14 protein-coding genes and 1 pseudogene are annotated in these 21,001 nt (G+C 66.6%); 4 read left to right on the forward strand and 11 right to left on the reverse strand.

The features are described 5' to 3' along the window. The first annotated feature begins 80 nt into the window (after positions 1 to 80). From G9373_RS09570 to G9373_RS09580, 3 genes and pseudogenes are all read left to right on the forward strand, one after another. On the forward strand, positions 81 to 1,388 hold the full coding sequence (locus tag G9373_RS09570; protein WP_167114844.1) for a pentapeptide repeat-containing protein: 1,308 nt from the start codon (positions 81 to 83) through the stop codon (positions 1,386 to 1,388). 578 nt (positions 1,389 to 1,966) lie between these two features. Beyond that, positions 1,967 to 2,679, forward strand: a pseudogene (locus G9373_RS09575) (ParA family protein). Then, the gene (locus G9373_RS09580; RefSeq protein WP_206031964.1) at positions 2,679 to 3,542 is read left to right on the forward strand and encodes a ParB/RepB/Spo0J family partition protein; all 864 of its coding nucleotides are present in this window, start codon (positions 2,679 to 2,681) and stop codon (positions 3,540 to 3,542) included. The pseudogene G9373_RS09575 and the gene G9373_RS09580 overlap by 1 nt, the downstream one beginning before the upstream one ends. Positions 3,543 to 4,230: 688 nt before the next feature. On the opposite strand, the gene G9373_RS09585 is transcribed toward G9373_RS09580, so the two are convergent. From G9373_RS09585 to G9373_RS09630, 10 genes are all read right to left on the reverse strand, one after another. Beyond that, positions 4,231 to 5,325 (reverse strand): ADP-ribosylglycohydrolase family protein, encoded by a 1,095-nt coding sequence (locus tag G9373_RS09585; protein WP_240960433.1) that lies wholly within the window; start codon positions 5,323 to 5,325, stop codon positions 4,231 to 4,233. Beyond that, positions 5,322 to 5,492: a hypothetical protein gene (locus G9373_RS09590; RefSeq protein WP_167114849.1), complete on the reverse strand. Its 171-nt coding sequence runs from the start codon at positions 5,490 to 5,492 to the stop codon at positions 5,322 to 5,324. Before G9373_RS09590 ends, G9373_RS09585 begins: the two co-directional genes overlap by 4 nt. Before the next feature lie 68 nt (positions 5,493 to 5,560). Next, on the reverse strand, positions 5,561 to 7,564 hold the full coding sequence (locus G9373_RS09595; protein WP_167114987.1) for an ADP-ribosyltransferase: 2,004 nt from the start codon (positions 7,562 to 7,564) through the stop codon (positions 5,561 to 5,563). A 935-nt stretch (positions 7,565 to 8,499) separates the two neighbouring features. Further along, a complete protein-coding gene (locus G9373_RS09600; RefSeq protein WP_167114851.1) occupies positions 8,500 to 11,115 on the reverse strand; it encodes a TniQ family protein in 2,616 nt (871 codons plus the stop codon). Next, positions 11,112 to 12,239 (reverse strand): AAA family ATPase, encoded by a 1,128-nt coding sequence (locus G9373_RS09605; protein ID WP_167114854.1) that lies wholly within the window; start codon positions 12,237 to 12,239, stop codon positions 11,112 to 11,114. The genes G9373_RS09600 and G9373_RS09605 overlap by 4 nt, the downstream gene beginning before the upstream one ends. Beyond that, positions 12,236 to 14,323 (reverse strand): helix-turn-helix domain-containing protein, encoded by a 2,088-nt coding sequence (locus G9373_RS09610; RefSeq protein WP_167114857.1) that lies wholly within the window; start codon positions 14,321 to 14,323, stop codon positions 12,236 to 12,238. Before G9373_RS09610 ends, G9373_RS09605 begins: the two co-directional genes overlap by 4 nt. Next, positions 14,323 to 15,096, reverse strand: coding sequence for a TnsA-like heteromeric transposase endonuclease subunit (locus G9373_RS09615; RefSeq protein WP_346842816.1), 774 nt, complete (start codon positions 15,094 to 15,096; stop codon positions 14,323 to 14,325). The genes G9373_RS09610 and G9373_RS09615 overlap by 1 nt, the downstream gene beginning before the upstream one ends. A gap of 135 nt (positions 15,097 to 15,231) precedes the next feature. After that, positions 15,232 to 17,244, reverse strand: a complete 2,013-nt coding sequence (locus tag G9373_RS09620; RefSeq protein WP_167114863.1) for a cutinase family protein — start codon at positions 17,242 to 17,244, stop codon at positions 15,232 to 15,234. Between the two features lie 208 nt (positions 17,245 to 17,452). Beyond that, positions 17,453 to 18,250 (reverse strand): hypothetical protein, encoded by a 798-nt coding sequence (locus tag G9373_RS09625; RefSeq protein WP_133987674.1) that lies wholly within the window; start codon positions 18,248 to 18,250, stop codon positions 17,453 to 17,455. Then, positions 18,250 to 19,824 carry a hypothetical protein gene (locus G9373_RS09630; RefSeq protein ID WP_346842817.1) on the reverse strand — a complete coding sequence of 525 codons (1,575 nt, stop codon included), beginning with the start codon at positions 19,822 to 19,824 and terminating at the stop codon, positions 18,250 to 18,252. Before G9373_RS09630 ends, G9373_RS09625 begins: the two co-directional genes overlap by 1 nt. A gap of 9 nt (positions 19,825 to 19,833) precedes the next feature. Between G9373_RS09630 and G9373_RS45875 the strand changes: the two genes are divergently transcribed. Beyond that, positions 19,834 to 20,547 carry a hypothetical protein gene (locus G9373_RS45875; RefSeq protein ID WP_206031966.1) on the forward strand — a complete coding sequence of 238 codons (714 nt, stop codon included), beginning with the start codon at positions 19,834 to 19,836 and terminating at the stop codon, positions 20,545 to 20,547. Here G9373_RS45875 and G9373_RS09640 read toward each other — a convergent pair. After that, positions 20,514 to 20,906, reverse strand: coding sequence for a hypothetical protein (locus tag G9373_RS09640; protein WP_167114869.1), 393 nt, complete (start codon positions 20,904 to 20,906; stop codon positions 20,514 to 20,516). The genes G9373_RS45875 and G9373_RS09640 overlap by 34 nt on opposite strands. Between the last annotated feature and the right edge of the window lie 95 nt (positions 20,907 to 21,001).

The raw sequence follows: 21,001 nt of genomic DNA on the forward strand, positions 1-21,001 counted from the left end.
ATGAGACGCCTGGCTCTGTCGGGTCGTCACCAGATTCACCGATTCATCCCCACAGCCGGGGATGGATCCGTGCCGTCGCGGTGCTCGGATTCGTCGCCCTCTCCCTTGCGGTAGTGATCGTGATTCCCTGGCTGTTGGTGTCCCCCGAGGATCTCACCAAGGAACAGCTGCTTGAGGCGAGGAACGGCATCCGCTCGACGCTCCTGCAGGCAATCGCCGGGCTCGCCGTGGGGTCCGGGGCTATCGTGGCGTGGCGGAAGCTTCAGGACGAGCGAGAAGCGGGCGTGAAGCAGCGTGAGCTCGAGCGTGAAGGCCAGATCACCGACAGGCTCACGCACGCGATCGACCAGTTGGGCAGCGAGAAACTCCAGGTCCGGATCGGCGGCATGTTCGCGCTAGAGCGGATCGCCCGGGATTCCGCGAGGGATCAGGACGCGATCGTCGAGGTCTTGACGGCGTTCGTCCGAGAGCAGGCCCCACTTCGACCCGAACTCGATAACCGGAGCCATGAGGATACGGACGCCAGGCCGCCAGCGGACGTGCAGGCCGCCCTCACGGTGCTGGCGCGGCGCGCGCCGGACAACGATTCCCCCAATCTCGAGCTGCACTTAAACGACTGTTCTCTGGCGAATGCGGTCCTCTTCGATGCGGCTCTTGAGGGAGCATGGCTACATCGCACCTGCCTGGCCAAGGCTGGGTTGGCCAGAGCTCACCTCAACGATGCCCGGTTGATTTCCTCGCACTTAGAGGGCGCCGACCTCAGGAACGCGGAACTGCGGAAGGCCGACCTCACCAGCGTTCATCTTCAGGGCGCCAATCTGACCGGAGCAGACCTTACTGAAGCCAAGGTCCCGCACGACGCGCTGAGGGGAGCCAAGCTCAACCACGCGAACCTGCAGAGAATCCAGATCGGGAATGCTCATTGGCCGTCGGCGTCGCTGGTTGGTGCAACGCTCGATGGCGCGGCGATCTTCGAAGGCGACCTGACCGCCGCTCATCTTCAGGGTGCAAGCCTCGTCGGCGCCCGACTCCAGTCCGTCAATCTCGACGGTGCGCGGATGGATTTTATTAATGAATTGGATTGGCAGATGTCCGGTGGTAATGGGCAGCCACGTCGGACTTCCCTCAGAGGTGCGGACTTGCGCGGATCAACACTTCGGCGAGCGAACCTGTGTTTCGCCGATCTTCGGGGGGTGGTCGTCGATGGCACCGACTTCACGGAAGCAGACCTCGGAGGCGCGGACTTGCGCGGCGTCGACCTCTCGCGAGCGCTCGGCCTGACAGCGCCGCAGATCCACGGGGGAACAACGTGGTTCAACGCACCCCCGATTGTCGACGAGGAAACGAAGCTGCCGCCGTTCCCACTTGACGAGGAAGATCCCGAATAGGCCGCGAGAAGATGCCCTCGCATATAAGGGTTTACGGTCCATCCGGTCCAGAAACAACGTTGGCACTGGTCAGCGCGTTACTAGCCTGACCGGCACGACACCTCACCGTAGGCCCGTGACCGGCAAATCCGGTGTTTCCTCGGCCGTTGGACCCGGAACCCCTGCCGGACCGGCCAGGCACCGTCGACGACAGTCGCGATGGACACCACGGCGGGGCAGCGCCCCCGGGGAACTAAACCGGGATGAGTCGAGAACTCCTCCGCATCAGCCGCAGTGGCGGCAATAAAGGCACCTTCTCGGAGCCGCAGCACTTGCTGCAGGACGCGCACTGTGCGATTCGAGGCGGTGCGCCATCCGGATGGGTCAGTACGCGGGGCCGCAACATCGAACAACGTCCGTTTTGTCCGTTGTTTACCGCGGTAAACAACGGACAAAACGGACCCGCTTGAGGCCCGTTAGATGATCCGCACATCATTCTGCCGCCCGGCCGCGTGTCGGACCTGACACGGCCACCTTGTGCCGTACCGTGCACCCCGTCCGAAGTAGCCCACACGGGTGAAGCAAACGGAAAGGGTCCCATGACCATTCATGTCCTTCTCAATCAGAAGGGCGGCGTCGGGAAGAGCACCGTCGCCGTCAATCTCGCCGCCGTCACCGCGGACGTTCTCAATCAGGACGACGATCCCGTGCCACCTCCCCGGTCGCCGCGGTTTCCGTCGACCCGCAGGGCTCGGCGATCTGGTGGGCCGACCGCCTCGACAACCTGCCGTTCCACGTCGTCCAGGCCCACGACGATCTCAACGGGCTCCGTCAGCTAGGCCAGCTGCCCGGCATCCGCCACGTGTACGTCGACACTCCCGGCTGGATCGACCTCAATGCCGCCGACGACACCTCCGACCCACTCGGTCGCGGCCCGGCCGCCGACGCGCTGCGAACAGTCCTCGAGGTTGCCGATCACGTCATCGTGCCGATGGAAACCGAGCCACTGTCCTTCGACCCAACCGCACGCACCATCCGAAAGATCCTCGAGCCCCGCGGCATTCCGTACACGGTGGTGATCAACAACTGGGATCCCCGCGACGGCAAGCTCGACCTCGAGGAAACGAAGGACTTCATCCGCGCGAACAAGTGGCCACTCGCGAAAACCGTGATCCGGCACTACAAACTGCATGCCCGGGCGAGCGCAGACGGCCTGGTGGTCACCGAGTACCCCGCCAACCGGGTAGCACTGCAGGCCCGGGAGGACTTCTACCGGCTGGCTCTAGAACTGCGGATCGACGGTGGTCGATGATGGCACGCGGCACCCGCACCAACCTCGCGACCCTCGCCGGAGTCGTCGGCGACAACTCCCCCGTCGACCGGCCCGCCGCCGGCGGGACACCGACCAACGTGCCCCTGAGCGAGCTGGCCCCGAATCCGCGCAATCCGCGTGATGACCTCGGCGACCTCAGCGACCTGGTCTCGATCACCGGCACCCAACTCCAACCCGCCCTGGTAGTCACCCGGGACGCCTACCTGCGACTGTATCCGGAGGATGAAACCAAGATCGGGCTCGCCCGGTGGGTGGTGATCAACGGTTGCCGGCGCCTGGCCGCCGCCGAAAACTTCGGGCGCCCCAACCTCGATATCGTCGTCAAGGACGCGGTTGCCAAGGACCGGATGACCCTGCTTGCGGCGGCGGTCATCGAGAACGTCGGCCGCCGCGACTTCGACGTCATCGAAGAGGCCAAGGCCGTCGAACTTCTGATCGGCGAGTGCGGGACCGTCGAGATGGCCGCCATGAAGCTTGCGAAGTCCAAGGGATGGATCTCTCAACGGCGGGCCCTGCTCAACCTGGCGCCGGAACTGCAGGCCGCGCTCCGCAACGGCGAACTCGCCGTCCGCACTGCCCGCTCACTCGCCCAGGTTCCACCCGAGGCCCAGGTCCAGGTCTGGGCAGCCGAGCAAGAGCGGGGACACAAGAAGCCCGAGCCGGATCCCGCACCTGAACCTGAAAACCGTGAGCCGAAAAGAACTCCCGTCACCGCAGCGAAAGTCACGCGCACATTTCGCCGCATGGAGGCCGACCCGGTCACGCTCGCCGACGCCCTGGTCGACTATCTCGACGCCGACGGACTGCAAACACTCATCCAGGCACTCACCGATCGACACTGATCCAGGAACCTGGCTGGGGCTGTTCACCATGATGCGTGAACAGCCCCAGCACCGAGAGTCCCTGTGGTGCAACTGCGTGCCGAGCACAACGTGTGGACGACTAACGCTTCCGATGACGCGCGTTTCGTCGACTATGCCTGCGTCTACCCATTTCTAGGGTGAGCAGTAGTTGACGGTCGCGGTCATTCGCTTCGTCAGCTGTTACCGAGGCCGGCCGCGGAGGCGAAACGGGCTGAGCGCCTTTCTGCGGTCACCAGGGTCCGTTTTGGCCTACGACATACCGGCACACCGGAGAACGGCACTCCACGGCGAACCTACGGCTGGTGAATCGACTCCGACCCGTTCGTTATAGATGACCGGCTGAAAATTCCGGTAAGACGCGCCGGAAAACTAAGGATGTGAGATGTCTTGCAGGGAAGCCCGCGGTCGTTGGGATAGCTTGCGGGTAATGAACAACGACGTTGAGGTGATGGATTGGATCACGGCCGGGGTACCCGGTTATGGAGCTGGGGTGCGGCGCGGGTAGTTGTGGACGCTCGTCGACGGCACCGCCCCTGAGAAAGCACGAACGCTGCTGAGCGCGGTCTCCGAGCGCGTCATCTGGCTGGCGGCGCGCTCCCTGGTATAGCCGCCACTGGCGCGTGCAGGCGTTGCGCGGATCGGCAGGAACATGTCAGAGGCAGGTGTGTCAGTCGGTGTCACCGGCCGGGAGCCGGCGTGCTGTGGTGGCGATCTCCTCGGCGTAACGGGGCTCGAATTCAGGCGCCAAACCCGCGGCGGCCCAGTAACCATTCTCGGGGTGGGCGGAGCCGATGAGCCCACCGGCGATGCAGGCGATGGAATCGGAGTCGCCGTTGCTGGTGGATGCCCAGGCGAGCGCTTTGGGTCCGGTCAGTGCTGCCGGACTGTCATCGGCGGTGGTGGTGGCGAGGTCGGCGACCAGCAGGGCCAGGGCGACCGCGCTGGCCGACTCCCACCCCTCACCGATCCCGACACAGGGATCGCCGAATTCGGCCGGCGACAGAGGGCGTAGCTGTTCGAGTCGGTCCGCGGCGGCGGTGAGGATGTCCGCGGTCCCGTCATCCAGCCCTTCTACCAGGTATGACGACACGTCCCCGGTGATCGGGGCGAGGACATCGCGCAGGTAGGGATCCGCGGTCCAGCCGCTGGTGCCGTTGTAGATCTGCGCAGCCACTGTCCGTGCGTGCTCGACGAACCGGCCGCGATGCTCGGGGGCGTCGCGGATGGTGTCGGCGAGCAGCAACGCGGGCACCACGGCCCGCGGGTGCTTGTGGGTGATCACGGCCTGAAGCGCGGTCAGACCCAACCAATACGATTCGGGAGCGAATGCGGTGGGGACCAGGCGCATCACGGCCCCGCAGCCGGCGGATTCGACGGCGCCATCGGTGTCGTACCAGCGGGCGCCTGCGCGGAGGTTGTGCAGCGACGTCATGCAGGTGCGGCCCGGGGCCCGGGTGTTGTCGGGGTCGACCTGCCACAGCAGAAACTGCCGGATAATGGCGTCGGTGACCGTCTCGATGTCGGCGAAGTCGGTGACCTCGGCCAGAGCCCAATGAAGGGCAAGAGTCATCTGCGTGTCATCTGAGATCACCCACCGGCCCACCGGTGGGGCGACCGGGTAGGCCGGCATCTGAGCGTAGCTGGTGAATTCGACCTGGTAGCCCCAGGCGTCACCGGCGGCCAGTCCGGTCAACGCGTTGGCGTACCGGATGTGAGTGTCGGCCGGCGTGGTGTGGTAGCTCATCGATGGAGTCATGGTCATGGGGTCTCTCCTCGCGAGAGGGCGTAGGCGGCGGTGCGGACGGTCTCGATGTCCATGAGGTCTAGGTCGGCGACTCGTCCGAGGTAGTCGGCGATCGCGTCGGGGGTCATCCCCTGATCGAGCTGCCGGCGGATCTCGTCGAGTTGCTCGTCGTTGAGTGCGGCCATCGTCGGTGGTCCTTCCGTCTTTGCCCCCCTCGGGAGGGGACGTGTCATTTTAGCTGGTAGAGAATGGGTTACGCGGCCTTGGTTGTACCGCCGCCGGCGCCGCTGTCGGCTTCGGCGACGAGGTCTTCGGCGACCATGTAGACCGTCGGCCGGCCGCCGATGCCCTTGTGGTCGACCTTCACGCACCGCAGGTGGGTACCCGTCGGGAGCACGACCTCGTCTTCGGAGGAGAACTTCGAGATGGACTTGAGTGGCAGTCCGTCCCGGGTGCGGACGACCATCATGTACGGCGGGTGGCCGGCGAAGGCGTTCGCGGTGCCGTGGTTGGTGGAGAAGCTGGTGACCTTGCCGATCTCCATCCGCGATCCGACGGTAAAGGCGGCGTCGATGTACTCCTCGGTGCTGCCCGTCCACCCGCTCGGCACTCGGGTACCGCGTACGAGTGTCATCGGCGCCGTGTTCGGGTTGTGTTCACGGAACTTTCCGAATGCCGAGTCCAGTTGCGACACCACGGTCTTGATGTGCCCGGAGGGACTCGGGTCGCGGCCGGTGATCGCCGCATTGATCGCGTGGTAGCTACCGCCGGTGTAGGTGGTCAGCGCGGTCCGCTCCTGGTAGCTGAGCATCTTCTGCACGAACTGCGCGTTCGAGGTGGTCAGCGACCCGATGCTCGAGGTCTGCACCTGCCCACCTGGGCCCACCTGGAACCCCCATGCCTTCAGGTCCCCCGCCTTCTGCGCGATCACGCTGTAGTCGCCGGCTGTTTCCTTGCCGTAGGCGCGGATTCCGCTGCGCCAGAGGCTGGCGTGCTTGTCGGCGCCGAGGCTCTGCGGTGGGATGTCGTGGTCGAAGTGCGGGATGGTGCCGCCACCGACCGTGGGCGTCCCCAGAGCGCGCCGGTGCGCCTTGACGTACGCGGCATCCGCCTCGGCCTTGCTCGCACCGCCGGCGAGGGCCTTCGCCCGCGCCTGTTGCCCGGCCTCGGCCGCCGCCTGTTCGCGCAGCGCGATCTTGTGCCGTTTGATGCCGTCGTGGATGTCGGCGCGGGCCGGTCCGCCGCCGAGCGCGTGGGTCAGTGCGTCCCGGGCCTCGGCCATCTCTTCGTCGATCAATGCCTGTTGCGCGGCCGGCGTGGACGCGGCGCCAGAGACCGCCTTGCGGGCCACGTGCAGCCCGACCTCGCCCTTCAGCGCGTGGGCTTGCTTCTGCAGGTCGGTGGCGCCCGTCGGCAGCGGATCAGGCGCGGTCAGGACCGGGATTCGGTTTGCCTTGGCCAGAGCGTCGTTCGTGGCCTGCCCGACCGGGTGGTAGGCGTCGCCGCTGCGCTGCAGGATGATGAAGTCCGAGTAGCCGCGTCGGTAGATGGCGGTGCCGCCGTCGAGGATGCGTCCCTCGACGTCGGTGACACCGGATCCGGTTTCCATCGCGATGGTGCCGGCGGTGTAGACGGTGGTGTCGCGGGGAGTCGAGGCCAGGGCGGGTTGTCCGCCGTCGGTGAGCGCCTGCTCCGCGGCCGGGGCGGCGCGGCGGTTCAGCGCGCGGGTGATCGTGTCGACCTCGTCATCGGACAGGGATGCGTAGTAGGCGTCGCGTTCGGCGTCGGTGGTCATGTCGTCGCGCATACCGAACTTCGCGGCGGCCAGATCTTCCCGGGCCTCGACCTGCCGGATTTTGGCGTCGAGATGTGCCTGTTTGGCGTCGTCGAGGTCCTTCTGCTTCGCTGCGACGTCGAACGGTGAGCCGGTGCCGTCCTCGACGGCCTTCTTGGCCTTCCTCAGTCGGGCCCGAATCCGGTTGACGGCCTTGCGGGCTTCCTCGGCGTCCGCGTCGGCGGCGGTGACGCGTTCCTCGGCTTCATCGAGTGCGGTCTGTGCCGGGGTGATCGTCGGGGCGGTGAGTGTCGCGCGTTCGGCTTCGGCGTGTGCGATCAGCAGTTTCGCCGACGGCGGGTTGGCGTGGGTGCTCGGCATCGGGGTGTCTCCCAGCACCGAGGGGTCGATTCCCAACGCGGCCATCAGCTCCGGTAGGACGCTCGGGGGTGCCGCCTGCACCGCGGCCGCGGTCAGGGCCATCCCTTGCTCTTTCAGGTGGTCGACGACCTTTTTCCGGGCTTCGCGGCCCAGTCGTCTGTTCGCGTTGGCTTTTGCGGCGGCCTTGTAGCTTCCGCAGCCGGGGCAGCGGCGGCCACTTCCGTGGGCTTTCGAGCGGCACATCGGGGCATCTTTCTGGGCAGACGGCACGTCCCCGCACGCGGGTCGGCCGCCGAACGTGTAGCGGGCGAGGCGGTTACATCGCCGCCCTGCCGGGTGCACGGGCGCAATGAGTACGGTGCCGTGGAGCATGTCGTCCGCACCCCCATCCCGGTCCGTTGCGCGCCGGCCTGCCTCGGGCAGCAGATGCCCGAAAATCATCTCGCCGCCGACCAAGTCCCGACTTTACAATGTGCCGATTGTATGTCGCAAGCGGGATACGCTCGCGGGGAGTGCCTTTCGTCCAGATTTCAGCCTCGAAGGGACGGTTAGCGGCCAGGTCATCTGCGGCTCGCCGTGGGGCGCGATGGGCGGCGATGCCAGGGTGGTTGCCGGTGACCCCGAAACAGCCGAGGGCACTGAGCGCGAGGGCGATCGGGGGTCGGATCGTGGTGCTGTGGCGGCTCACTCTCGTCGATCGCCTGCCGTTCGGGCTGCTTGGTTGCGCAGTCGTTGCCGGTCGATCTGCCCGTTGCTCAAAGCTTCTGGGCGGTGCCCGATGTGGAACAGCCCCGTGGTGTGCGGGCAGACGAACACGGCGAGGCCCTTCTCGCCGGGGTGCCTTCTGCGGACCGCTTTGGCGTCGGCGCGGCTGTGATAGCCGCGGTGATGACACAGGCTGCAGAAGGTCCAGCGGGCGGCCGGATTGTGGTGTAGGTTCTCCGAGCTGGTGGCATGTCTCGCCCGTACTGACCAGGTGCGATCGATTTCTGTCTCACGACGTGACCACTTCGCGTGTCTCCGATCTGCGACACTTCTTACAGCGGCGCGAGTATGGGTACTTCAAGGTCTCGGGCTACGGCGAGTACTTCCGCTCCCAGTGGGGTGAGGCTCATCGGGTGGTGTCCATGAGCACGAACCAGGAGCTCGCCACCGAGTTCTCGTTCGAGCCTTATTATCTGGATTGTCAACGTGGACGGTGCGATTCCGATGGTGCGCGCTGCGGCATCGATAGTCCGGTGTTCGGTTGCCGTGATGAAGCGTTGAAGTCGTTGACGGCCGTACGGGCGGACCAGTGTCGGCCGGAGCAGGGTAGGAGTCGGCACTACTCCGGCGGCGGAACGGCCGCCGCGGTGGGTGGTAGTTCGGCAGGGGAGGTTGTGGACGGTGAGCCAGCGTTTGATGGTGCCGCGGTTGACACCGGTCTCGTGGGCGATTTGGGTGAGCGTGTGCCCGCGGGTGACGTATTGGTCGTGGAGCCAGTCTCTGTCGATGACGATGCATGGTCGTGGTTGTGGTCGCCGTAGTTCGATTCTGTAGTCGCGGGCCAGGGCCGCAATGGTCGCTTTGCTGACGTCGAGGCTGCGTGCGATCTCGCGCAGGCTGCGGTTCTGGCGGTGGTAGAGCTCGATGAATGTGTTTTCGGGAAGTGCGGCGCGTACTCGCGCGGACGCGTGGCCCCGGATGCGGAGCTGGGCCGCCGATTCTGGGGCGGGGTGGGTTTCGAGGAGGTGGCGAACGGTGTCGATACTTGTGCCGAGTCGGTCGGCGGCCGCGGAGTAGGAACGTCGCTCGTATCGGATCAGTCGGTGCAGGGTGGCGATGTCGATGGCCTCCGGATCGGTTGCGGGCAAGTCTAATCCAGCAATCAGGTCGAGGGGTGGGTGCCAGGTGATCGGTTCCTCCCCGAGGCCGTGGTGGGTGAGGAATTGCCGGGCCGTGTGATCGAGGTGTGCGGCGAGGTCGGGCGTCAGGTGGCGCGGCAGCGCGGCGAGCTTCGTGTGGAATGCGTAGTTACTGTTGGCACTGGGTGCGCGGTGGGCGGGCAGGCCGCTGAGGCGTTGGAACAGCCAGCGTCGGATGACATCGGTCTTGGTCGCGTCCCCGGGCGGGGTCAGGGTGCGCCGGCAGATGTCGGTCCACTGCTCGTCGGGGAGTAGGTCCTCGTAGTTCAGGGCGCGTCGGCGGGCGTAATCGATCGGCACCTCGGTGATGTCGAGGTAGTCGGCGAGGCGGAGGAGAGCGGCACTGGCGTCGGGCCAGTGCTGGTGCGCGGCAAGCTGACTGAGGATCCGTGAGACCGAGTGCGGTGTTGCCGCCGCGCCGAGCATGTCGGCGGCGGTGGTTCGGCTGAGTCGGGATCCGACGAGCAGGGTCGCGACGGCGAGTGCCGCGCTGGTCTCGGTGTGACCGCACCCGGGCAGCGCGAATCGAAGGGACCATTGTGGCCAGAGCAGGGTGGGTAGGCGGCGAAGGATGCGGTCGACGCGACGCTCGTCCGATTCGGGGTGGCCTGGGTAGTCGGCGGTGGTGCGGTACCGCAGTTGGTGGACCGGTTGCAGCAGCGGGGTCAGCGCGCTCAGCTGCACCGCCTCTAGTGTTGCGCTGGTGTCGCGGCCCCACGAGCGGACGGTCTTGGGAGTGATGACCAGGCCGCTGTGGTGGCCGCCGCGCATCAGCCACCGCAGCCGATCACCGGCGGAGGCGATGTCGGGTGCATCGAGCACCTGCAGAGCGACGGTGACGCCGGCCGCGGCCAGCGCAGCGTGTGTCGGCGCCCAGGATCCGGGTTTGTCCGGCGGGTTGGGCCAGTCGCGGGATCCGTTGGTCGCCTTCGCTTGTCGGTAGGCCGTGGCGAGTTCGGGGGGTAATCGGGCGGCGAGGTCCTCATGGCGTGCGTGCCACAGCGCACGTGCGGCGAGGGTGCGCACGTCGGCGAGGGTCTCTCGCGTCGACAGCGGCCGTTCGGCGTACACGCCGAACGATCCGGTGCCCGCGGCGATGGTGTCGCACACGATCTGCTGGGCGACCAGGACCGGGTGGCCGGCCGGGAAGCGGGCTACGTCGGTGCGGGTGAGATCGGCGCCGCAGCGCGGAGGCGCCGAGGCGCCGCCGTGCCGACGGGCCGGGCGCCCGCAGCGCCCGGGATCCGGGATTGTGTCGCCGGGGGTCGGCTGCCCGCGCTGGCGCCGGAAGCAGCGTGGACAGCTATCGGCGAGCAGGCATCGGTGAATGGTGCAGGCGAACGCCCAACCCAGCCGCCAGTGCAGCTGCCATCGCCCGCCGGTCTCGGCGAGGCAGTCGGGACAGTACCGCGCTCCGTGCGGCCGGCTCCAGGGGAACGTACAGACCACGCGGCGCCGGGCGCGGTCGATGTCCACCGCGGTTCCGTCGAAGCGGGCCAAGGTCATCGCCTCGACCGTCGTGGGATCGGCGCCGGTGGCGGCCGCGATCCCCGCCGCTTCGCCGCCGCTCAAGAACACGGCCCAATCGCTGTGCCGAAATCCCCCGGGCGTCGGCGGGGTGAGTACGACCGCGGCGGTCAGGTCCGCCCACGCGGTGCGGGTGCGGTGCGCGATCGCCTCGAGCCACGAGTCGAGCGCCTCGCCCGGCAGCGGCGGGAACCGGATGGGCAGTGTGCGGTTCGCGTTCACACCGCTTCCCGCATCGGGGTTGTGGTGATGCGCCGGGCCGCGACGGCCGCCTGCAGTTCCTGGCGCGCTTTCTCGGCGGCCGCGTCGCCCCGGACCCGATTGAGCAGCTCAGTGTCGAGCCGCTCCGCGCCGGTGCGGACAGCGCGTTGGCAGCCACGGTTGATCAGTGTCATCAGCGAACCGATGTGCCCGGTCGATCGGGCAAACAGGTAGTCCGACAGGTGGTCCGCGAGCATGCCGGGGTGTTTGTCGGCCAGCACGAGACGCTGTTCGAGGGCGAGCAGGATCTGTCGCCATTCGCGCCGCCCGACCTCGGTGTCCACGACGAACGGGCGCATGCCCAGCGGGGTCGTCCGACGCCCGCTCTGCCCGAGCACCGCCGCGGCGTAGGAGGAGCCTTCGGAGAACAGGCCACGCGCGGCAAGCCCCACGCCGATGAAGATCAAGGTGACCGGGAATTCGTTGGCGATGTACTTGAAGTGGTTGCTAATCTCGACCCCACTCTGGGCCCGCATCCGCAGGAAGTGCAGGTCATCTACCACCAATAGCGTTGTTTCACAGGACAGTACACAGTCAAGTGCGCGGTCGGCGAGTTGGGCGGCGGTGCCGCGCTCGGTGCCCGGGTGGGCGTAGAACTTCAGCATCGCCCGGTTGAATTCCTTCATCCCGGTGTTCCCGGTCAGCCCCACCCGGCACACTGGCCAGCGCTCGTGACCGGCTGCGGTTCGGGTACCGAAGTCGCCGATCTCGCGGCAGTGGAACTCCCTCGCGAACGCCAACACCGAGGTGGTCTTGCCCAGCCCCGGAAGCGCATCGATCCCGACCGCCCCCTTGGCCTTGTCCCCATCCTGGCAGTTGCTGTCGACGATGTCCCACAGGTCCTCATGCAACTCGGCCAGCTGCGGCGTCTTGAGCGGGCCGAGGTTGGCGTGCCAGATCCGCCGTGCCTTGTCGTACTCCGCCCGCGCGGCCACACCCAACGCTGTGATCTGCTGTCGGGTCATCACCTCCGGCTGAGTCCGCGTCGGAGCGGTGGCGAACCGCTGCCATCCCTCCTTGCGGGCAAGGGTGAGATTGTCCAACCGCCGTTCGGCGTCGGTGATTTCGTCGGCATCGCCGCTCACACGTCCTCCAGCGCCTCGGCGTAGAAGTCGTCCTCATCGATCGGGCCGGCACCGGGATCGCCACCGGGCAGGTCCAGCTCGTCGTCGCTGTCGTCGTCGCCCACCTCTGCGGAATGCACCGCGGCCGTCACCTCCAGGTCTGCGGGCTCGCGGGAGAGCCGCAACGCCACCCGCCTCTCCTGCATGCTCGACCCGAGCCCGAGGCTCCAGCGCTCGAGCAGGTCGGCGACCGCGATCCGATCGTCGGGATAGGTGTACTTCTCCTTCGCCAACCGGCGCGCAAACACCAATGCATCCTCGCTGAACGGCATCTGCAGTGACGGAGCGTGTTCCCATTCCAGCGTGTGCCACCGCCGCGAGTCGGGATCGCGGAAGTAGACGCGGGTGATGTCGTCGGAGTCGACCTGAATCGGCCACCGCCCGTGCGCCGCCCCGCCGTAACCGCTCGTGACGTTCCGGTACGGGTCGAGTCCGGGGCCGTTGTAGCGGCGCCCCGCGATCTCGACACCGTAGTGCTGGATGGTGCGCCAGTGCGTCCGAAGAAACTCGTACGCCAGGTCCGGATCGCGCGGCACCTCGATGTACCCGGCGCGCGCCATGCCGTGCTCGAACATCATCGCCGGTGACAACTCCAAGGTCGGCAAATGCGGATCCAGCAGACCCTCATGCGGGCGATGGTGATAGACCACCGCCACCCATTCCCGGATTATGTCCTCCAGCTCGTCGAGGTAGAAGAAGGCCTCCGACTCGGGCGCCAGACCCCGCGAATGGACATCCGGACCCTTGTACCCGGGCAGCGCCTGCAGCAGGTCCTCCCGGATAGTGCGGAAGAACCGCTCCACCGGCCCCTTATCGCGACCGGTCCGCAGCCGCGCCGGTTGAATCGAGATGCCCATCCGCTGACACACGCTGGTCAAATGCTCCGACACGTAGATCTTGCCGTGATCGATCACGACCGTCTCGGGCACGATCGCCGGAGACGCCGCCCCGGCCATCGGCCCGTCGATCGCCTCGACATCGACCAGAAGCGACCGCGGAATGCCGTGCTCGGGCCAGACCGCATGCGCGGGCCAGTCCTTGCCCGCAGGTCGCGGCCGGAAGGCCTGATACAACGTCGCGGCCGCATCCACCGCCTTCGTCGACACCGGCGTGACCCGGATCCCGACGACACAGCGTGTGTACCAATCCATCCCAACCGTAAGTTCGGCCTGCACCCACCGCAATGTCACCGGATCGACCGCGAACACATCGAGCCGGGTCGTGTCCATCAGCAGGTACTCCCCCGGTCGGGTCGGCCGCAGCTTCCCATACACCCCCGCCGGTCGAGCGGCGATATCACGGTTCCGCTTCGTACTCAGCCGGAACGTCGGTTGCCTCCGCTCCAGTTGCTCGAGCACCCGAAACGCCGTCGCCCGCGACGGCATCCGCACCACCCCCTCACCGAACCGCGCCGCGACCCGCGCATTGGTCCGCGCGATCACCATCGTCCGCGACGGACGCGACTGGTCCACATGCTCGACCATCACCTCCAGCGCGGTTTCAACCCACCGCTCGTCCGAGTTACCCACCACGCCCCTGCGCATCGACGGCTTGGGCGCGAGCCCAGCCTCGCCGTCTGACCGGAACAGCGAAACCCACTGCTTGATGGTGCGGACTCCAACACCGAGTTCGGCGGCCTTGGCCTCATACCGTCTGGTCAACGGCAGGCAAGGATCGAATCCGGTCCGGGGTTCACCGGCCGCGGCCAATTCGACACTCCCGGCGCGGTATCCGGTCAAGACCTCCCTGATATGCCCCGCACGCTCCAGCACCCTCGCCCGCTGAACTGCCGACAGCTCGGCAAGGATGATGCTCGCGGGTTCTCCGCGCTCATCCGCCGAGGTATCACCACAGTCTGCGATGAGCCGGGCCCGGCCGGAGTCCAGCAGCTCACGCAAACCGAGTATCACCATTCGCCGGCCCGCACCGATCCGGAGACCAACACTGACGCCATGGTCGTTCGCGGCGACTTCGACAACCTCGGCAGCCTCACCGTCGAGGACGAACCGGGTGCCCACACCCACCCGAACGCCAGCCCGCTGCATCACCCCTCCCTTCTCGTCAGGATCCGAGACGGGCGCAGCGGACGAGTCAGGTCGACCAACAACTGACGCCTCCACAGAAGATGGAAGATGGCCGAACGAACCAGCGGTGCAGGGTGATCGGGCAATACTCGACATGCATCCGCGATCGTTCGGCCGTGTAGATCGTGTGCCTGAAGCTCACCGATCAGGGTTGGATCGAATAACCAGTCTCGTCGGAAGCCGGACAGAAATCGCACGTTATCGAGCTGTACGGTGGGTGGCTCGCTGCCGACGTCAAACCGCCATCCCCGCCCTTCGACCAACGCGCGGGTCCATCCAAATGTGAATCGAACCTTGGGTTTGGACAGCCGATCTCGTGGCTTGACATCCAAAATTTTTAGGCCCGTATCGGTGATCAGCAGGTAGTCCGGAACATGCTTGCGCACTCGACCATCCACCGTCATCGTCATCAGGAACGGCTGCGCAACAATATGATTGACCTCATCATCGAAATCCGCGAAAAGAAGATGCGCGAGCTCGAGCCGCGACTCGTAGATGACGTGGCCGCGCTCGGTTGCTGACCAATAGGCGCCCGAATAATGCTGCTGGTTGTCATGCCATCGGAAGGTTCTCCACGGCGCTGCCGACGACAATCGATCCCCAGTGACATCGTCCCATGCCATCTCCTCGACCTGGCCGTCAAGCGCTCGACGAAACTTCACCACCGCGGACCCGGCCACCGTTGCACCAGCCATGGGCTGCCCTTCGCCGACTACCAACCCTTCGACATGCACGCTGCCACCGTCCCAACCATCTCCGTTGGAACCGAGTCGGCGTGTCTCACTCGAACTGCACAAGTGCATCAGAAGTGCGGTCCGTTTCGAGAATGGGCGGTCGAACCTGAGACCCTACAGGATGCGCTTGGATCGTCAGGCGGCGCGGGTGATCTGCAGGTTCAACCAATCCGAGACCCACTGAATGGCGTTGCGGCCGGCGTTGTCGACGACCAGGTTCTGGTAGCTCTGGTGCGCCCCGGAGGCGAAGAAGCTGGCCGCGTCCAGGCCCTCCCCGACCACCGCGGCGAGATCCTCGGCCCCCTGCGAGCGCGCCATCGTCGACACCGACCCGGCGAGTCCTGCGAGGTCGAGGGTCTGCGCCTGCGTGGTGATCGCGTTGCCCACGGGATCGGTCTGCTTGCCGAGCAGCGCGGGGTCGGTCTTGCCGGCTGTGCCGGTGAGCATGTTCGCGGCCACCGAGGCGAGGTCGAGGCCGAGTGGGATCAAAGCCGTGGTCTGCGCCGCAGCACCCACCGGGTCCGGTAACACCCCGGGAGGGGGAAAGAGCTTGTCGGCGGCGGCCCACGCAATTTCCTGCGCTTGACCGGCGATGTTGGCCAGCTTGATCACGTCGACGTTGCCGAGGATGCTGGTGACCAGCGCCGCGATCTGGGTGTATCCGGACGGGTCCGGGATGATCGCGAGGATCTGGGAGACCCACTTCAAGTCGACACCGGCGGCCATCTTCACCAGCGGTGCGAATTGCACGTTCAGCTCTCGGGCGGTATCGCGGGCGGCGCGGACATCGCCGGCGGCAATTCTTTGCGGGAGCACGATCAGGTTGTGCAGGATCTTCGGGATATCGAGGGCGGTGACGCCGGTGACGACGTTGAGTGCCTGGTCGACGACGACTGTCGGTTTGAGGACCGACAGCACGCTCGACGCGGAGGAGAGGGCATCTGCCGGGGTGGCGGCGACGGGCGCGATGTGGCTACCGAGCGTTGCGGTGGTGCCCGAGAGTTGAGAGATTTCGGGTGCGGTGGCGGGCAGGGTGGTGGTGCCACTATTGGAGAGTTTGGCTGCGGTGTTCGCGATCGTGGTCACCGAGTCGAGTGCACCGGTCAGGTTCGCGTGGCTGGCTGTGGTGAGGACTTGTGCGGCCGCGTTTTCCGGTGTGCCCACTGGGGCTGCGGCCAGGCCCGCGGTGGCGGCGGTGTTCGCGGCCCCGGACTGCAGCAGGTCGGCGAGTGGGCTGAGGGTCTTGCTCAGCGAGGTTGCGGTGTCGGCGATCTGGTGCACATCAATCGAGCCACCGGTGTCGGTGCCGGACAGTTGCTTTCCGAGCGCGTCGACATTCGATCCGAGACCGGGCAGGTCGGCGCCACTGAAATCTGAGGTCAGCGCGTTGGCGACCGCCGCGTCACCCCCACCGGCAGCGTCTCCGGCACCGGCACCGGCGCTGGGGTTGCTGGGGGTTTTCGACAGGATCGACCCGAGCGATCCGAGGAACGGGTTGGTGCCCTTGCGGATCGAGCAGTACAGGTCTTTCGGATCGCAGATCGAGGCGACCCGACCCGACAGTGTGCCCATGCCCTGCGACCGGGGACCGGCGATCCCCTCCCCGGAGGTTTTCGGTCCGACCGGTGCGGCGCCCTTCGTGCCGGCACCGGGATCGGCGATCAGTGCCACGCCGAGGACCTGGTCCGCATCGACCGGTCCTCGAGCGTTTCCGATTGCCGACGCGAGATCGCCTGCAGCGTCTGCACCCTGGGAGTAGCCGGTGATCGTGATCTTCGCGCCCCGGCACTTGTCGGCGTAGGACGTCAACACGGCGGTGGCCTTGCTGACCGCGTCGGTCTTGCTGTCGGCGTAGGTGTGGCCGTTGTCGAACGCGGACGCCATGTACGGCAGCGTGTATATCTGCGCCCTGGCGCCGTTCTGTGCCTCGATTGCCGCCGCGACGGGGGCGAGCATGCCCACCGGCCGGTTCGGGTCGGCGTTCTCGTTGGTCTCCCACGTGCCGGGGATAAGCAGGTTGAAGGTCGCCGCGCAGGTGGTCGGGGCGGCGTTGGCGATCGCGGGTGCGGTGAGAGCGACGCCGACGACGACGGTCGCAGTGGCGATCAGTGCGACCGTGCGACGGGTTCTCGAACGTCTGGCGGGCATTGGCACCTCGAATTGCCGGAAGGGACACTGCTGCCTACCTTCACCCATTTCGGTGTTTCCCCTCAACGGGGTGTCGGGGTGCCCCCGCCCCTTTTTAGGGCGCTGACCGGCGATAATGGGCAGGAGGTCGGGTGTTTTCACGTGCGATGGAACAAGGGCCAGCCGACCCGTGCCGCGGCGGGCCGGTGGGGGATGGTTCCCAGGCGTTTTAGATCCAGTCGATGTGGACGGAGTCGATGTGGTCGAAATGGAATCCGAACTGGTCGCTGTACTTGTCGAAACCCTTGTTCTCCGGGTAGTCGAGGGTGGCGTGCCGCTCCAGCAGTGCCACGACCCGGGCGTGATCGTCATTGGCCAACGCGGCGGCGAGTTCGCGGGACTCCTCACTGGTGAACGGGGTATCCGAGTTCGCGAAATCCAGGGTGCGGACCCGGTAGTCGTATCCCTCGTCGGCACCGTTGCGGACCATGACACCACCCTTGACGCGGATGACCGCTCTTTTCGGGGTTCCGTCCGGCCGCAACACCCCGGCCCGTTTCATGATGTCCTCGGCCTTGACGTTCTTGAGTTTCTTGCTGGCGTCGGCACGCAACTCGTTCGTTTCCCCGGACCGGTACCGGGACACGGCGGAGCGGGACCGGCCGATCTTGGCGGCCACGGCATCGACGCCGCCGAGGCGTTCGATCGCGGCACGCCGCTGGGCACGCTCGAGGACATCGGCGTGCGGGATGCGGCCCTGTTGCGCCCACCGGCGCAGCGTGCGAGCAGATGGGGGTGTGCGGCCGGCATCGATGGCCGCCTGCCGCAGGCCCTCGTTGCCGAGTTCCTTGCGCAGTTGCTTGACCGAGACCTTGCTCGTCAGCCCGGCCAGCCCCCCACTTTTGACCTGCTTGGACTTTTCGACACCGCTGGTCGCGGCGTTCGCGACGGAGACCTTGAGGCCGTCGAGGCCGACCGCCTCCTGCGCCGGCTTCTTGGTGCGCGGCTTCGGAAGATGCAGGGCCATCAGAGCACCCCCTCCCCTTCGTCGTCGGCGGCGTCCTCGTTGTCGGCGAAGGCCGCCTTGATCGCGAGGTTCACCTCATGCACGTCCTCCGCGGAAGCGAAGGCGGACAGGAGTGTGTCGGTGAGGACCACGTCCTTTTCGACCGACATCTTCCCCAGCGCCTCACTCGGGTCGGCGATGTCCTCGCTGTCGGCGAGGAGGTACACCCAGGAGTCGGTGACGGTGCGGACCGGCCAACGGCCGTGTTCGCGGGCAATCCGCATCGCCACCCGGCGGCCGCGCCACCGGCAGTGGGCGATGATCGCCGCACGCCAGAGCGGTTGGTGGTGGTGTTGCATCTGCTTGGCAGTCCACATGTCCGGGTTGACCATTCGCCCGATGTAGCCCTTGTAGCAGGTGCCGAGGAACCGCTTCGTCGCGTCGTCGTCGGTGTCCACCGCGGCCTTGCGGGCCTCGCGCAGGATTTTGGCCCACTTGTCCAGTGCCCGGCCCTGCTGTGGGTAGACCCAGGCCTCGGTGATGTCGAGGTCGTCGAGGTCGGCGCCGATTCCTCCGTCTGCCACTGGTGAGCACAGTCCGTCGAGGCTGACCGAGGTGACCCAGGTCTGTACCGGTTGGTCGGCGAGCATGTGCGGGTGCGGCAGGGGTAGCTTGTCGGGAAGTGACAGTGTCTGTCCGGGCGGCAGGGTGATTCGCCACAGCCCGAAGGGGGCACCCTTGTCCCCCACCGCCGCGGCGGCCGCCGCCTGACCGGTCAGGTGTGTGGGCTGCCCGTAGCCGAATTCGAGCATGCCCGCGGAGGCGAGGTAGGCGGCGCGTTGGTCGATCGAGACCAACCGGCTCGCCCCGTCGAGATCCTGGGCGTCGGGGACGCGGGTCCAGCCGACGGCGGGTTCGAGGTCTCCCCGCGGCGGGCCGTCCAGCGGTGGGACCGAGCCGGGTGTGGTGACGACGATGCCTTTGCCGCTGCGGGTGCGTTCACGCTTGATCTTGTCGACGAGGGCGGCGCCGGTGCGCGCGGGCGTCGGTCCCGGGAGCACTCCGAGGTGCTTGGCGCACCAGGCCAACCGGCGACCGAGTTCCCGTGCCGCCGGGAGGTCGTCGTCCGGGAGATACGTTCCGGCCGTCGGTGAGCCGAGGATGCCCATGTCGCCGACCCGGTTGTGCCAACCGAAGTCCTTGTTCCAGTACGTCCACACGTACGGTTCGATCACCACATCGACCATCGAGGTGAAGGTCCCGATCGAGCGGGACAGGTGCACCACGTGCCCCGGGTCGCCGCGCAACTCCCAGCCCGCGTTCAACATCGGTGTCAGGGTGGCGTGCAGGACAGCGGTCAGTTCCTGGGCGGCGCGGTTGCGGAGGGCCTCCATGTCGTCGACGTCGTCTTCGCTGCCCGGGTCGATGATCCACCCGAGCAACTCGCACGCGCCCTGTCCAACGACCCAGATCTGCGCGGGGGCGCCCAACGGTGTCAGCGAGGCCCAGCGGATCAGTTTGTCCAGCTTCTCGACCGAATCGACCGGACCGGTCAACTCCCGCCCGGAGGGTGTGAAGGTCCCGTCGGCGGTCACGATCAACGCATGGCCATCGGCTTCTTCTCCTGCGGGCAGCGTCTCCCACACCGGCTTATCGGCCGCGTCGTTGCCAGCCTCTTCGCTGCCAGCCTCTTCGCTGCCAGCCTCTTCGCTGCCAGCCTCTTCGCTGCCAGCCGTGTCGCTTTCAGCCGCGTCGTCGTGCACTTCGTCGCCGTCGACCGCAGCGTTGTCCACTTCTTCGCTGTCCGTCTCGGGTGTCGGCGGGGACGGGGCTTCGGCGGGGTCGGCGGCTTCGGCCACATCCGACCGCTCGGGCGATGCAGGGTGGGCGGCAGCGGCCGGCTCAGAATCCGCATGATCGGCTTCGACGAAGACATCAGCATCGACGGCGACAGCGTCGTCGTCGGGAAGAACGTCATCGTCGGGAAGAAAGTCGTCGTCGGGAAGAACGTCATCGTCAGGAAGAACGTCATCGTCAGGAAGAACGTCATCGTCAGGAAGAACGTCATCGTCAGGAAGAACGTCATCGTCAGGAAGAACGTCATCGTCAGGAAGAACGTCATCGTCAGGAAGAACGTCATCGTCAGGAAGAACGTCATCGTCAGGAAGAACGTCATCGTCAGGAAGAACGTCATCGTCAGGGAGAACATCATCGGTGGAATCGGGAGACGTCGTCGCGGTTGTCTCGGGCAGTGCGAACAGGGGTATCTGTTCCCACGGACTGCTCATGACTCCTGCTCGGCGATCCGGCCGTCATGATCTGCCGGCGGGACGCTGCAGCGGTCGAAGAACTCCTGCAGGGCCACGTCCACAACGTTGGTCACCGTGGATTGGCGATCGTTCACCAGCCAGTTCAACCGCGCCTCCGTCGAGGCCAGGACCCGGGTATTGAGCGGAACCTTCGTCGGCCCCTTCCGCGGTTCCAACTTCGCCGTCAACTCCGGACTCGGCGTTCCCGCACCACCGAAGTCTCCCGCACCGGAAGCGCGTTTCGCCGCCCCTACGGCTGCTCGTCCGGCCCCGGTCGGGCGGCGGCGGGCGCCGCCTTCGGAATTTCCTACCTTCGCCATCCCCACCCACTCGTGTTCGGTGTGCCACCCGTATACGTGCGCGGACATCACCCTACCCACTACGTACCTTGTTGCCGGTATTTTCGCTGGCATGTTTGCGCGCAGATTCGCGGCCAAGACCTGACCGGGTGTTACCTCCCGCC

Origin of the sequence: Rhodococcus sp. A14 (genome assembly GCF_011603105.1) — a bacterium.
Lineage (GTDB): Bacteria > Actinomycetota > Actinomycetes > Mycobacteriales > Mycobacteriaceae > Rhodococcus_F > Rhodococcus_F opacus.

Excerpts from the sequence above, each read along its gene's own strand:
- G9373_RS09580 (WP_206031964.1), top strand. The coding sequence starts at position 2,679 with ATGGCACGCGGCACCCGCACCAACCTCGCGACCCTCGCCGGAGTCGTC.
- G9373_RS09620 (WP_167114863.1), bottom strand. The coding sequence starts at position 17,244 with ATGCCCGCCAGACGTTCGAGAACCCGTCGCACGGTCGCACTGATCGCC.
- G9373_RS09625 (WP_133987674.1), bottom strand. The coding sequence starts at position 18,250 with ATGGCCCTGCATCTTCCGAAGCCGCGCACCAAGAAGCCGGCGCAGGAG.
- G9373_RS09585 (WP_240960433.1), bottom strand. The coding sequence starts at position 5,325 with ATGACCATGACTCCATCGATGAGCTACCACACCACGCCGGCCGACACT.
- G9373_RS09610 (WP_167114857.1), bottom strand. The coding sequence starts at position 14,323 with ATGCAGCGGGCTGGCGTTCGGGTGGGTGTGGGCACCCGGTTCGTCCTC.
- G9373_RS09640 (WP_167114869.1), bottom strand. The coding sequence starts at position 20,906 with ATGTCCGCGCACGTATACGGGTGGCACACCGAACACGAGTGGGTGGGG.
- G9373_RS09595 (WP_167114987.1), bottom strand. The coding sequence starts at position 7,564 with ATGGCCCTGACCGCGGCCGCGGTGCAGGCGGCACCCCCGAGCGTCCTA.
- G9373_RS45875 (WP_206031966.1), top strand. The coding sequence starts at position 19,834 with ATGGCCATCGGCTTCTTCTCCTGCGGGCAGCGTCTCCCACACCGGCTT.
- G9373_RS09590 (WP_167114849.1), bottom strand. The coding sequence starts at position 5,492 with ATGGCCGCACTCAACGACGAGCAACTCGACGAGATCCGCCGGCAGCTC.